The 13,769-nt window shown below is 65.0% G+C and carries 12 protein-coding genes; 11 read left to right on the forward strand and 1 reads right to left on the reverse strand.

Going from position 1 to position 13,769, the window contains the following annotated elements:
• Window positions 1–220 precede the first annotated feature (220 nt).
• The 11 genes from AC3WRI_RS17720 to AC3WRI_RS17770 all read left to right on the forward strand — a co-directional run bounded on the left by AC3WRI_RS17720 (window position 221) and on the right by AC3WRI_RS17770 (window position 12,556).
• Entirely contained in the window at window positions 221–997 is a 777-nt protein-coding gene (locus AC3WRI_RS17720) for an ABC transporter ATP-binding protein (RefSeq protein ID WP_010811288.1), read from the forward strand.
• 16 nt (window positions 998–1,013) lie between these two features.
• The gene (locus AC3WRI_RS17725; protein WP_439671073.1) at window positions 1,014–1,739 is read left to right on the forward strand and encodes an ABC transporter ATP-binding protein; all 726 of its coding nucleotides are present in this window, start codon (window positions 1,014–1,016) and stop codon (window positions 1,737–1,739) included.
• 74 nt (window positions 1,740–1,813) lie between these two features.
• A complete protein-coding gene (locus AC3WRI_RS17730; RefSeq protein ID WP_010811286.1) occupies window positions 1,814–3,022 on the forward strand; it encodes an ABC transporter substrate-binding protein in 1,209 nt (402 codons plus the stop codon).
• A 164-nt stretch (window positions 3,023–3,186) separates the two neighbouring features.
• Window positions 3,187–4,071 carry a branched-chain amino acid ABC transporter permease gene (locus tag AC3WRI_RS17735; protein WP_010811285.1) on the forward strand — a complete coding sequence of 295 codons (885 nt, stop codon included), beginning with the start codon at window positions 3,187–3,189 and terminating at the stop codon, window positions 4,069–4,071.
• On the forward strand, window positions 4,071–5,126 hold the full coding sequence (locus AC3WRI_RS17740; protein ID WP_010811284.1) for a branched-chain amino acid ABC transporter permease: 1,056 nt from the start codon (window positions 4,071–4,073) through the stop codon (window positions 5,124–5,126). The genes AC3WRI_RS17735 and AC3WRI_RS17740 overlap by 1 nt, the downstream gene beginning before the upstream one ends.
• Window positions 5,127–5,529: 403 nt before the next feature.
• Complete coding sequence (locus AC3WRI_RS17745; protein WP_492293713.1) at window positions 5,530–5,994, forward strand: hypothetical protein; 465 nt, start codon at window positions 5,530–5,532, stop codon at window positions 5,992–5,994.
• Window positions 5,995–6,076: 82 nt separating this feature from the next.
• Entirely contained in the window at window positions 6,077–6,838 is a 762-nt protein-coding gene (locus AC3WRI_RS17750) for a sulfite exporter TauE/SafE family protein (RefSeq protein ID WP_492293715.1), read from the forward strand.
• A gap of 349 nt (window positions 6,839–7,187) precedes the next feature.
• A complete protein-coding gene (locus AC3WRI_RS17755; RefSeq protein WP_010811281.1) occupies window positions 7,188–8,339 on the forward strand; it encodes an ABC transporter substrate-binding protein in 1,152 nt (383 codons plus the stop codon).
• Between the two features lie 566 nt (window positions 8,340–8,905).
• Window positions 8,906–9,958: a branched-chain amino acid ABC transporter permease gene (locus AC3WRI_RS17760; protein ID WP_492293716.1), complete on the forward strand. Its 1,053-nt coding sequence runs from the start codon at window positions 8,906–8,908 to the stop codon at window positions 9,956–9,958.
• A gap of 3 nt (window positions 9,959–9,961) precedes the next feature.
• Window positions 9,962–11,803, forward strand: coding sequence for a branched-chain amino acid ABC transporter ATP-binding protein/permease (locus AC3WRI_RS17765; RefSeq protein ID WP_010811279.1), 1,842 nt, complete (start codon window positions 9,962–9,964; stop codon window positions 11,801–11,803).
• A gap of 9 nt (window positions 11,804–11,812) precedes the next feature.
• Window positions 11,813–12,556, forward strand: coding sequence for an ABC transporter ATP-binding protein (locus tag AC3WRI_RS17770; RefSeq protein ID WP_010811278.1), 744 nt, complete (start codon window positions 11,813–11,815; stop codon window positions 12,554–12,556).
• Window positions 12,557–12,815: 259 nt separating this feature from the next.
• On the opposite strand, the gene AC3WRI_RS17775 is transcribed toward AC3WRI_RS17770, so the two are convergent.
• Window positions 12,816–13,751 (reverse strand): LysR substrate-binding domain-containing protein, encoded by a 936-nt coding sequence (locus AC3WRI_RS17775; protein ID WP_041687572.1) that lies wholly within the window; start codon window positions 13,749–13,751, stop codon window positions 12,816–12,818.
• Window positions 13,752–13,769: the final 18 nt, after the last annotated feature.

Consider the following 13,769-nt stretch of genomic DNA (forward strand, 5'->3'; position numbering starts at 1 on the left):
CACACAATAGACGCCTCACAGGGTGCGTGGGCAGCACATCGAAGCCATCGCCGCAACCTGCGCGGGAGCCGCCCCGCACCAGTACAGAAAGCCGCAGGCAGGGCCGCAAGCACGGCCAGCCTGGCGGAACAAGCGGCAGCAAGGGCCTACAAGGCCGGTTCGGACCATTGTCAGTGCCGGGCATCACCCCGGCAGTTCAGCAAGAGGGCGGGCAGGAGACATGAACCAGCAGGAAACCATCCTGGAAACGCGGAACCTCACCAAGGAGTTCAAGGGGTTCACGGCGGTGAGCGACGTCAACCTGCAGGTGCGCCGCGGGTCGATCCATGCGTTGATCGGGCCCAACGGCGCGGGCAAGACGACTTGCTTCAACCTGCTCACCAAGTTCCTGGAGCCGACCACCGGCACCATCCTTTTCAACGGCATCGACATCACCCGTGAAAAGCCCGCGCAGATCGCGCGGCGCGGCGTGATCCGTTCGTTCCAGATCTCGGCGGTATTCCCGCACCTGACGGTGATGGAGAACGTGCGCATCGGGCTGCAGCGCCAGCTCGGCACGGCGTACCAGTTCTGGCGCAGCGAGCGCTCGCTGGACGTGCTTAATGACCGCGCCATGGAGCTGCTAGAGCAGGTCGGCCTGACCGAGTTCGCGCAGACGCTGACGGTGAACCTGCCGTACGGCCGCAAGCGCGCGCTGGAGATCGCCACCACGCTGGCGATGGAGCCCGAGCTGATGCTGCTCGACGAGCCCACGCAGGGCATGGGCCACGAAGACGTGGACCGCGTCACGCAGCTGATCAGGAAGGTCTCGGCGGGCCGCACCATCCTGATGGTGGAACACAACATGAGCGTGGTCTCGTCGATCGCTGACAAGATCACCGTGCTGCAGCGTGGCGCGATCCTGGCCGAAGGCCCGTATGCCGAAGTGTCCAGGGACCCGCGCGTGATGGAGGCCTACATGGGCACCGTCGACGCGGAACTGCAGGGCGCGCACTGAGAGGGCCGGGGAACATATGACGACATCCAACACACCCGCGCTCGAGATCAAGGGCCTGCACGCCTGGTACGGCGAATCGCACATCCTGCACGGCGTGGATTTGACCGTGAACCGCGGCGAAGTGGTCACGCTGCTGGGCCGCAACGGCGCTGGCCGCACCACCACGCTGCGCGCGATCATGGGACTGACCGGCGCGCGCAAGGGCTCGATCAAGGTCAATGGCCACGAGACCATCAGCCTGCCCACGCACAAGATCGCGCACTACGGCATTGGCTATTGCCCCGAAGAGCGGGCGATCTTCTCCAGCCTCTCATGCGAAGAGAACCTGATGCTGCCGCCGGTGCTGAAAGGCGCCGACACCAGCAAGGGCATGAGCGAATCCGATATCTACGAGATGTTCCCGAACCTGAAGGAGCGCCGCCAGAGCCAGGGCACGCGTCTTTCCGGCGGCGAGCAGCAGATGCTGGCGGTCGGGCGCATCCTGCGCACCGGCGCCAACCTGCTGCTGCTCGATGAAATCTCGGAAGGGTTGGCACCGGTGATCGTGCAGGCGCTTGCGCGCATGATCCTGATGCTCAAGCAGAAGGGGTACACGGTGGTGATGGTGGAGCAGAACTTCCGCTTTGCCGCGCCGCTGGCTGACCGCTTCTACGTGATGGAGCACGGCAGCATCGTCGAGCGCTTCGCGGCCAATGAGCTGGAGGCCAAGATGCCGGTGCTGCACGAACTGCTCGGGGTCTGATCCGCACGGATCATGGGTTGATGTTTGGCAGGAACGGGTGGCGCGCACGCCGCCGCAAATCAGGAGACATAGACATGAAAAAGACTCGGCTCGCGGCCGCGATGGCGGCCATTGCCATGGGTGCGGTTTCCTTCAGCGCCGTTGCCCAGGTGTCCGGTGACACCGTGAAGATCGGCTACATCACCGACATGTCGGGCCTGTACGCCGACATCGACGGCCCCGGCGGCCTGGAAGCCATCAAGATGGCGGTCGAGGACCGCGGCGGCAAGGTGCTGGGCAAGCCCATCGAGATTGTCTCTGCCGACCACCAGAACAAGGCCGACATCGCCGCCTCGAAGGCGCGCGAATGGATGGACCAGCAGGGCCTGGACCTGCTGCTGGGCGGTACCAACTCGGGCACCGCGCTGGCGATGAACAAGGTGGCTTCGGAGAAGAAGCGCGTCTACATCAACATCGGCGCCGGCACCGCGCGCCTGACCAACGAAGAGTGCTCGCCGTACACGGTGCACTACGCCTATGACACGGTGGCGCTGGCCAAGGGCACCGGCAGCGCGGTGGTCAAGCAGGGCGGCAAGTCGTGGTTCTTCCTGACCGCCGACTACGCCTTCGGCCATTCGCTGGAAAGCGATACCGCGGCGGTGGTCAAGGCCAGCGGTGGCACGGTGGCGGGCCAGGTGCGCCATCCGCTGTCGGCATCGGACTTCTCGTCGTTCCTGCTGCAGGCGCAGTCGTCCAAGGCGCAGATCCTGGGCCTGGCCAACGCCGGCGGCGACACCATCAATGCGATCAAGGCGGCCAAGGAATTCGGCATCACCAAGTCGATGAAGATCGCCGGCCTGCTGATGTTCATCAACGATGTGCACAGCCTCGGGTTGAAGAACACCGAAGGCCTGCTGATGACCGACAGCTGGTACTGGGACATGAACGACGACACCCGCAAGTTCGCCAACCGCTTCTTCGGCAAGATGAAGAAGATGCCGAGCAGCCTGCAGGCCGCGGACTACTCGGCGGCCAGCACCTACCTGAAGGCGGTGGAAGCGGCCAAGACCGACGATCCGGACAAGGTCATGGCCGAGTTGAAGAAGATGAAGATCAACGACTTCTATACCAAGGGCTATATCCGCCAGGACGGCCGTGGCATCCACGACATGTACCTGATGCAGGTGAAGACCGCGGCAGAGTCGAAGAAGCCGTGGGACTACCTGAAGGTGGTCGCGACCATTCCGGGCGACCAGGCCTTCACCACGGTGGCCGAGTCGAAGTGCGCAATGCTGAAGAAGTAAGCTGATGTGAGATCTGCCGGCGGCGCGCCACCTGCGTGCCGCCGGCATCGGACGCGGTTCCTTGCTGCGGTGTTCGCCAACGGTGTTCGCCGCAGCGTTCGCATTACCTGGCACCAACCGCAGCAATTCCCGCCATACAACGGCGGTATCAACGGCACTCCGCGATGGACATCTTCGGAATCCCCTTGCCGGCCATGCTTTCCCAGCTATTGCTGGGGCTGGTCAACGGCGCCTTCTATGCGATGCTGAGCCTGGGCCTGGCGGTTATCTTCGGCCTGCTCAACGTCATCAATTTCGCGCACGGCGCGCTCTTCATGCTGGGCGCCGTGCTGGCCTGGATGGGCATGGAGTACGCCGGGCTGAACTACTGGATCATGCTGCTGCTGTCGCCGCTGGTCGTCGCCGCACTGGGCGTGGTGATCGAGAAGACCATGCTGCGCTGGATCTACAAGCTCGACCATATCTACGGCCTGCTGCTGACGCTGGGCATCACGCTGGTGATCGAGGGCATCTTCCGCTCGATCTACGGCGTCTCTGGGCTGCCGTACTCGACCCCGGATGCGCTGCAGGGCGCGACCGACCTGGGCTTCATGATCCTGCCCAACTACCGCGCGTGGGTCGTGGTGGCGTCGCTGGTGGTGTGCTTTGCCACCTGGTACGTGATCGAGAAGACCAAGCTGGGCGCCTACCTGCGCGCCGGCACCGAGAACCCCAAGATGGTCGAGGCCTTCGGCGTCAACGTGCCGCTGATGGTGACCCTGACCTACGGCTTCGGCGTGGCGCTGGCCGCGTTTGCCGGGGTGCTGGCCGCGCCGGTGATCCAGATCTCGCCGCTGATGGGCCAGAACCTGATCATCATCGTGTTCGCGGTGGTGGTGATCGGCGGCATGGGCTCGATCATGGGCTCGATCCTGACCGGCCTGGGGCTGGGCGTGGTCGAGGGGCTGACCAAGGTGTTTTATCCGGAAGCGTCGTCGACCGTGGTGTTCTTCATCATGGTGATCGTGCTGCTGCTGCGCCCGGCCGGGCTGTTCGGGAAGGAGAAGTGATGAGCGCACCCTCCACATCATCGACGCCATCCACGGTGGCGGCCAACGCGGGCAACGCAGGAAAGGGACAAGGCGTGCAGAAGAAACTGTTGTACGGATTGCTGCTGCTGGCACTGGTGGCCGCGCCGCTGGCAGGTGCGTATCCGGTGTTCGTGCTCAAGGTGCTGTGCTTCGCGTTGTTTGCGTGCGCCTTCAACCTGCTGATCGGTTATACCGGGCTGCTGTCGTTCGGCCATGCGGCCTTCTTCGGCGGCGCTGGCTACGCGGCCGGCCATGCCATGAAGGTCTGGGGCGTGACCCCGGAAATCGGCCTGATCCTGGGCACCGGTGCGGGCGCGCTGATCGGCTACGTGGTGGGCTCGCTGGCCATCCGCCGGCAGGGCATCTACTTCTCGATGATCACGCTGGCGCTGGCGCAGATGCTGTTCTTTATCTGCCTGCAGGCGCCGTTCACCGGTGGCGAGGACGGCCTGCAGGGCATCCCGCGCGGCAAGCTGTTCGGTGTGCTGCCGCTGTCGGACGACCTGACGCTGTACTACGTCGCGCTGGCGATCATCGTGGCCGCCTTTGCGCTGATCGTGCGCACGGTGCATTCGCCGTTCGGCCAGATTCTGAAGGCGATCAAGGAGAACGAGCCGCGCGCGATCTCGCTGGGCTATGACGTCGACCGCTTCAAGCTGACCGCCTTCGTGCTGTCGGCGGCGCTGTCGGGGCTGGCCGGCTCGATCAAGGCGCTGGTGCTGGGCTTCGAGACGCTGACCGACGTGCACTGGTCGATGTCCGGCTCGGTCATCCTGATGACACTGGTCGGCGGCCTGGGCACATTGTCGGGCCCGATTGTCGGTGCCTTCGTGGTGGTCGCGCTGGAGAACAAGCTGGGCGACATCGGCAACTTCCTGGCGTCGGTCACCGGCATCTCCTGGTTCGGCACGCTGGGCGAGTCGGTGACGATGGTGACCGGCGTGATCTTCGTGATCTGCGTGCTGACTTTCCGCCGTGGCATCATGGGCGAGCTGCTGGCGCGCTTCGGGGGCCACTCGGGCAAGCGGGAGTAACCCGGCAGGAGTGACCGCGGGTCGACATGCCCGATTCTGGGGCTAGGGTTTTTTCTAGCTTGTCCTCGATGCACCGCTTCGTTACATTCCATATACGGTTTTCGCAGGTTAAATGGAGGCGGAAGCGAGGAGACGACAGGCGCGCACCCGGTGTCGGGTAGCAGCGTTATAAATAAAGGGCGTTGCCGGGTGATCCTCGGCAACGCTTTTTTCATTTGGGCCTCCCAATCGCTGCTGTGGCGCTTTCGCCCCATCATGGGGCATCCAGGCTGCACCGGCATCACCTGGCTACCCTCCACATGCGACAATGCGGGCGCTCTCATTGCCCGCCATGCCTGCCGCACCTGATTCCCCCGACTCCCCAGCCGTTCCGGATCATCCCGACGCGCCCGCGCCGCAGGGTTTGGTACGCCTCGGACTGGGCGCCGACGCAGCCACGCTGGAAGCCTGGCTGGCTAAGGTGCAGCCACTGCCGGTGCCCGCCGCGCGCGCGCGGCGGCTGATGCTGGACGAGCTGCTGGCCCAGTCCGGTCGCGGCATCTGCCTGCTGGTGGATGATGCGCAGGCTCCGCACGATCTGCTGGCGTGCCTGCCGGTGGCGCTGCTCCCGAGCCTCGAGCTTGCCGGGCTGGCCGCTTGCGGCATGGAGTGGTGGGTACGGCCCGGGCTGGACGGCGGGGCCCGCCGCGCCTGCCTTGAGGCCTGTTGTGCCACGCTGGCCGACTGGGGCCGCGCGCACGGTATCCGTCACGCGCTGCTGGCGCCGGGGCTGGCGGCAGGGCAAGGCGGCGCGCCGCCGGGCTTCTGCCCGCATGGCAACGGCATGTGGCACCGCAGCCTGGTGCCTGCGGCCAAGGTGCTGGGCTGAACTGATACCGCCCGGCAGCGCGCCGGCCCGCCCGCACCGATCTCCTCCGATCCTATCCCTTTTCGCTTTCCTGCTTCCTGCAATGACGGAATTCGCATTCCTGGCGGTTGCCGCCTTTCTCGCCGGCCTGATCGACGCGGTCGCCGGCGGCGGCGGCCTGGTACAGATCCCGGCGATGTTCTCGGCCTATCCCAATGTCGCGCCGGCCACGCTGCTGGGTACCAACAAGATGGGCTCGATCGCGGGCACCGCCAACGCGGCGCTGCGCTACGGCCGCAGCGTGCGTATCTACTGGGGAGCGACCGCGCCCGCGGTGGTGGCGGCCCTTGTCTTCTCGATGGCCGGTGCCTGGGCGCTGACCAAGATTCCGGCCGAACCGCTGCGCAAGGCGCTGCCGTTCGTGCTGGTGGTGTTGCTGGTCTACACCGTGGCCAAGAAGGACCTGGGTACGGAACACGCGCCGACGCTGTCGGGCGCGCGCGAGCGCATCGCGGCGCTGCTGGCCGGCGCCGTCATCGGTTTCTATGACGGCGTGTTCGGTCCGGGCACCGGCAGCTTCCTGATGATCGCGTTCGTGCGGGTGTTCGGCTATGACTTCCTGCACGCGGCGGCCTCGGCCAAGGTGGTCAACCTTGCCACCAACCTGGCGGCGCTGCTGTTGCTGGCCAGCAAGGGCCATATCTGGTGGCAGCTGGGCCTGGTGATGGCGGTGGCCAACATCGCCGGCAGCCAGGTGGGCAGCAAGCTGGCCCTGCGCCACGGCAGCGCCTTCGTGCGCAAGGTGTTTATCGTGGTGGTGAGCGCGCTGATCCTGAGGACCGCCTGGGACGCGTTCCTGCGCTGACGGCGAAGCCGGGCGGCGCTCGCGATGCGGGTTAATCCTCCCTTTTCGCGCCAAGTCGCTGTGCTAGACTCGATCCGAATTCCCGACCGCACGGTCGGTGAATAGCCGGATCGCGCCGATCCGGGGGAGTGGTGCGGACGGGGAAACTGGGGAGCGGCCTTGCGTCGTTCCTGGCTGTAGCGCAGGTGCCGGCGATGTGCCTGTGTTGACCCGAGGGGTCGATCAAGGCCCACTGAACCGGATGGAATGCGCACCCGCTGGGCTGCGCCTCATCCAGTTCAGTGGACCAGGGCATCCGCCGGTGGACGCCGGACGGATGCCTTTCCGTTTCAGGAACCGAGGAGACAAGATGGATTTCAAGCGCGCCAGCCTGCTGGCAATCGCTGCGGCGAGCCTGGTTGCCGGTGCAGCCCAGGCACAGGTCAAGGTCGGGGTGACGGTGTCGGCCACGGGTCCGGCGGCATCGCTGGGTATTCCGGAGAAGAACACCTTCACGCTGATGCCCAAGGAAATCGCGGGCAAGAAGATCGAGTACATCGTGCTGGACGATGCCTCCGACACCACCACCGCGGTCAAGAACACCCGCAAGCTGATCAGCGAAGACAAGGTTGACGTGGTGGTGGGTTCCACCGTGACGCCGAACTCGCTGGCGATGGTGGACGTGGTGGCCGAGAACGATACGCCGATGATCACCATGGCCGCCTCGGCCCGCATCATCGAGCCGATGGATGCCAAGCGCGCCTGGGTCTTCAAGACGCCGCAGAATGACTCGCACATGGCGACCGCCATTGCCGAGCACATGACCAACAACAACGTGAAGACGGTGGCCTTCATCGGCTTCGCGGACGCCTATGGCGACAGCTGGGCGCAGGAGTTCGCCAAGGTGGCGGAGCTGCGCAAGATCAAGGTGGTCGCCAACGAGCGCTTTGCCCGTACCGATACCTCGGTCACCGGCCAGGTGCTGAAGATGATGAGCGCCAATGCCGACGCCGTGCTGATCGCAGGCTCGGGTACGCCCGCGGCGCTGCCGGCCAAGACGCTCAAGGAGCGTGGTTTCAAGGGCAAGATTTACCAGACCCACGGTGTGGCCAATGCCGACTTCCTGCGCGTGTGCGGCAAGGATTGCGAAGGCACGTTCCTGCCGGCCGGGCCGCTGCTGGTGGCTGAGCAATTGCCGGACAGCAATCCGGTGAAGAAGCCGGCCATGTCCTACAAGACTTCTTACGAGAAGGCCTTCGGTGGCCAGGTCTCGACCTTCGGCGGTCATGCCTGGGATGCGGGGCTGATCCTGCAGCATGCCATCCCTGAGGCGCTGAAGAAGGGCCAGCCGGGTACCAAGGAATTCCGCAAGGCATTGCGGGATGCGATGGAGCAGACCAAGAATCTGCCGGTTTCGCATGGGATCATGAACATGAGTGCTACCGACCACCTTGGCTTTGATCAGAGGGCGCGGGTGATGGTGCAGATTGTTGATGGGAAGTGGAAGTTGTTGACTAAGTGAGGGTCGGGGGGCGGCGTGGCGCTATGCGGTTGGGTGTCGCCCTTGGCAAGTGCTGCTGTTTCGCCGGCTTAGCCGGCGAGTCACTTTCTGTCCGAGCGACAGAAAGTAACCAAAGAACGCGTCGCCTATGCGGCTGGCAATAAATTGCACGGTGTTGGTGGTTCGCACGGTGGTGCTTGCCGTTCTGGCGTGGTTGCCCGTTCGACCCTGCTACGCCATGTGAGTCAGGGATAGTACCTTCGATAACCCACTATTGAACAATCCCCATGCAGGGCGTAGGCCGCCTGCTGCAAACGGCATCGCCTGGACGCCTACGGCTGCTGCGCCGGCTCAAAGTGCGCTGACGGTCATTGGGCGCTTGCGCGAAACGCTACGCCTGCCAAGAGCGACAACCAACCGCATGGCAACAATGCGAAACGCTCACGCCGCCATACACACCTCTCGTTAGGGCTTGCCTGTATTTCCACATTAGGCAATCCGTTTACTATTGCGTAAATCCCGAAGCACACAGCACCCTGTCGGCCCCCATATGATGCAGGCAGGTATTTCCAAGAGACGGGGAGACAATGGACTTATCAATCGCTGCCATCCTGGCCCAGGACGGCATCACCTCGGGCGCGATCTACGCGCTGCTGGCACTGGCCCTGGTGCTGGTGTTCTCGGTGACCCGGGTCATCTTCATCCCGCAAGGGGAGTTTGTTGCCTACGGCGCGCTGACGCTGGCGGCGATGCAGGCCGGTCACGCGCCGCAGACCAGCTGGCTGCTGCTGGCGATGGGGGCGCTGACCTTCGTCTATGAAACCGTCACGGTGCTGCGCAGCGCCGAGTTGCGCCGCGCGCTGGGCCAGCGGCTGGCGGTGCTGGCAGGAAAATACCTGGTGTTCCCGCTCGCGGTGCACTGGCTGGCGCAGCAGTATGGCGCGCAGCCGCTGCCGATGCTGGCGCAGATCGCGCTGACGCTGCTGATCATCATCCCGCTGGGGCCGATGCTGTACCGGCTGGCCTACCAGCCGCTGGCCGAGGCCAGCACGCTGGTGCTGCTGATCGTCTCGGTCGGCGTGCACTTTGCGCTGGTGGGGCTGGGCCTGGTGATGTTCGGGGCGGAGGGTTCGCGCACCAATGCGTTCTCGGATGCGCGCTTCGACGTGGGGGCGCTCAGCATCTCGGGCCAGAGCCTGTGGATCGTGGGCGTGTCGGCGCTGCTGATCGGCGCGCTGTACTTCTATTTCGAGCGCACGCTGCAGGGCAAGGCGCTGCGCGCGACCGCGGTGAACCGGCTGGGCGCGCGCCTGGTCGGTATCGGCACCACGCAGGCGGGGCGGCTGTCGTTCACGCTGGCCGCGGCGATGGGCGCGCTGTGCGGCATCCTGATCGCGCCGCTGACCACCGTGTACTACGAGTCGGGCTTCCTGGTGGGCCTGAAGGGCTTTGTCGGCGCCATTGTCGGCGGGCTGGTGAGCTACCCCGTGGCGGCGCTCGGTGCGCTGCTGGTGGGCCTGCTTGAATCCTATTCGTCCTTCTGGGCCAGCGCGTTCAAGGAGGTCATCGTCTTCACACTGATCATTCCGGTGCTGCTGTGGCGCTCGCTGACGAGCAAGCATGTCGAGGAGGAGGAATAAGCCATGACCATGCTGACCGACAAGCAGGCGCGGGTGGCCAGTGCCGAGGCAGGCAGCCGTGCGCGGCTGAACCGCAACCGGGTCCTGGTGCTGGCTTTCATTGTGGTGCTGGTGTTGCTGCCGGCGCTGCCGACGCCGGAGTTCTGGATCACGCTGGGCAATTACATCGGCCTGTACAGCATCGTGGCGATCGGGCTGGTGCTGCTGACCGGGGTGGGCGGCATGACCTCGTTCGGGCAGGCCGCGTTCGTGGGGCTGGGCGCGTACAGCACTGCGTACCTGACCACGCAGTTCGGGCTGTCGCCCTGGTTCGGGCTGATGGTGGGGCTGGTGATCACGATGGCATCGGCCTATGTGATCGGGCTGATCACGATGCGCATGTCCGGCCACTACCTGCCGCTGGCGACCATTGCCTGGGGCCTGTCGCTGTTCTTCCTGTTTGGCAACCTGGAGTTCCTGGGCAAGTATGACGGCCTGAACGGGATCCCGGTGCTGTCGCTCTTCGGCATCGAGCTGCAGTCGGGCCGCTCGATGTTCTACCTGATCTGGGCGGTGGTGCTGCTGGCCGTGCTGGCGATGCAGAACCTGCTGAACTCGCGCCCGGGGCGCGCCATCCGCGCGCTCAAGGGCGGTGGCGTGATGGCCGAGGCCATGGGTGTGAACACCGCATGGATGAAAGTGGTGATCTTCGTGGTGGCGGCGGTTTTGGCGTGCGTGTCGGGCTTCCTGTACGCGCACCTGCAGCGCGCGGTGAACCCGACGCCGTTCGGCCTGAACTACGGCATCGAGTACCTGTTCATGGCCGTGGTCGGCGGCGTGGGCCATGTGTGGGGCGCGGTGCTGGGCGCGGGCATCCTGACCATCCTGAAGGATGTGCTGCAGGGCGTGCTGCCCAAGCTGCTCGGTGCCAACGGCAACTTCGAGATCATCGTCTTCGGCGTGCTGCTGGTATTGCTGCTGCAATACGCGCGCGATGGCATCTGGCCGTTCCTGCGGCGTCTGGTGCCTTCTGGTCCACCGGTGCTGGCGCCGGCGCAGGCCGAGGCCCTGGCCGTGCGCCAGAAGCCCGAGGCGGGCGACCTGATTCTGGATGTGCGCGCCGCGCGCAAGGAGTTCGGCGGGCTGGTGGCGGTGAACGATGTCAGCTTCCAGGTGCGCGCGGGCGAGATCATCGGGCTGATCGGTCCCAATGGCGCGGGCAAGTCCACCACCTTCAACCTGGTGACGGGCGTGCTGCCGGTCACGCGTGGGGAGGTGCGTTACCGCGGTGAAGTGATCTCGGGCCTGCCGTCGCGCGAGATCGTCAAGCGCGGCATCGGCCGCACCTTCCAGCATGTGCACCTGCTGCCGACCATGACGGTGCTGGAGAACGTGGCCATCGGCGCGCACCTGCGCGGTGATTTCCGCGCCCAGGGCGGCGTCTCGGCAGCGATCCTGCGCATGAACAAGGCCGAGGAAGAGAAGCTGCTGTTCGAAGCGAAGCGCCAGCTTGAACGCGTGGGCCTGGCCGATTGCATGTACATGGAAGCCGGCAGCCTCGCGCTGGGCCAGCAGCGGATTCTTGAAATCGCGCGTGCGCTTTGCTGCGACCCGGCGCTGCTGCTGCTCGACGAGCCGGCAGCGGGCCTGCGCTACAAGGAGAAGCAGGCGCTGGCCGAGCTGCTGCGCAAGCTCAAGGGCGAGGGCATGAGCGTGCTGCTGGTCGAGCACGACATGGATTTCGTGATGAACCTGACCGACCGGCTGGTGGTGATGGAATTCGGCACGCGCATTGCCGAGGGCGTGCCCGAGGAAGTGCAGAAGAACCCCGCGGTGCTGGAAGCCTACCTGGGTGGCGTGGAGTAAGGACCGGACATGAGCCTGATTCTCGAAGTGAAGGACCTCCACGTCCGCTACGGCAAGGTGGAAGCGGTGCACGGCGCCAACCTGAAGGTGGAGGCCGGCAAGATCGTCACGGTGATCGGCCCCAACGGTGCCGGCAAGTCGACCATGCTCAATGCGGTCATGGGTGCGCTGCCGGTGACGGGGTCGTCGAGCGGCTCGGTCAACTACCTCGGCCACGACATGGCCGGCATCCCGGTGGAAGGGCGCGTTGCGCGCGGCATGTGCCTGGTGCCGGAGAAGCGCGAGCTGTTTGCGTCGATGACGGTGGAAGACAACCTGCAGCTGGGTGCCTTTCGCCGCAAGCGCGCCGGCGAGAAGAACTACCTGGACCAGATGGACGTGGTCTACGACCTGTTCCCACGCCTGCGCGAGCGTGCCCGCCAGGACGCCGGCACGCTCTCCGGGGGCGAGCGCCAGATGCTGGCGGTGGGCCGCGCGCTGATGGCCAAGCCGCAGCTGCTGATGCTGGACGAGCCCAGCCTTGGCCTGGCGCCGCTGATCGTGAAGGAGATCTTCCACATCATCAGCAATCTGCGCCAGACCGGCGTGGCCACGCTGCTGATCGAGCAGAACGCACGCGCTGCGCTGCAGGTGGCGGACTACGGCTATGTGATCGAGACCGGGGATATGGCGATGGAAGGGCTGGCCGACGAACTGGCGGCGAATCCGAAGGTGATCGAAACCTATCTTGGATTGGCAAAAAAGGCGGCTTAACCCGCCCGGTTTTCGCCAGAGGAATGAGGGTCTGCGGATGCAGGCCCTTTTCTATTGGTGGTGTGAATAACTTTGGGGATAACCCAATTCAGAGGCGCTTCGGGCGGATGTCGCTATCGGTGCGCTGATGTAGGTACGCAAATATCTACTGGGGTAATTTTTAGCAATCAAATTTACCGAATAACATCCATACAGATAATAATTTTAGGAATTTTATCTGTTGGATGAATGTATTTTTGCATAATTTTTTCCATGTTAGTCATCCGGAGAATAAAGTGTTGGTGCCGCTGCCTGTATCCTTCGCTGCGGTTTCCAGCAGCCAATCCCGGAAGCAGTTCAGCGCCGGATGATCGCGCCGTTCCTTCGGCGCACACAGGAAATAGCCCCGTTGCAGCGTAATTGGCAGGTCAAACGGCGCCGTTACGCGTCCGGCGGCAATTTCGTCGCGCACCAGGCAACGCTGCAGCACGGCGACGCCGATGTCGGCGCGCACCGCCTGGATCAGGATCGAGACCTGGTCGAACGCTGTGGATAACCTTGGCGCAGCGTTGGGTACGCCGGCGGCCTGCAGCCAGTTTTGCCAGTTCGCCGGTGCGGTGGTGTGGTAGAGCAGGGGCTCGTCCAGCAGCTCCGCAGGAGACTGCCAGCGGCCGGCCTCGCGCCGTGCCCGGGCGCGGTCCGGATGGCAGACCGGCACCAATTCACGTCCCACCACATAGTCGGCCTGCAGGCCGGGCCATTTGCCGGCTTCACCCGCCAGGATGGCGGCGTCGGGGGAGGGGCCGGAGAGGTCCTCGTCGCGCTGGTACGGGACGAAGTCCAGCCGGATTTCCGGATGGCGGCGATGGAAGTCCGGCAGGCGCGGCACCAGCCAGACGCTGGCCAGCGTGGGCACGACGGACAGCGTCAGGTGGTGCCGGCGGTTGCCGGCGCGCAGGGTGGCGCTGGCATGCTCGATCGTGGCCAGCGGCTCGGCCACGGCCTCAAGCAATTTCCGGCCGGCATCTGTCAGCACCAGCCGGTGGGCATTGCGCTGTAGCAGCGGCTGCCCGAAATGCGCCTCCAGCCGCGCGATGGCGCGGCTGATGGCACCCTGGGTCACGCACAGTTCGTCCGCCGCACGCGTGAAGCTGCCCAGCCGCGCCGCGGTGGCAAAGGCGTGCAACTCAGACATCGATGGGGAATGCAGCCGCATGGCGGGGGAGGGGAGGAA

Source organism: Cupriavidus sp. FW305-27, assembly GCF_058787995.1.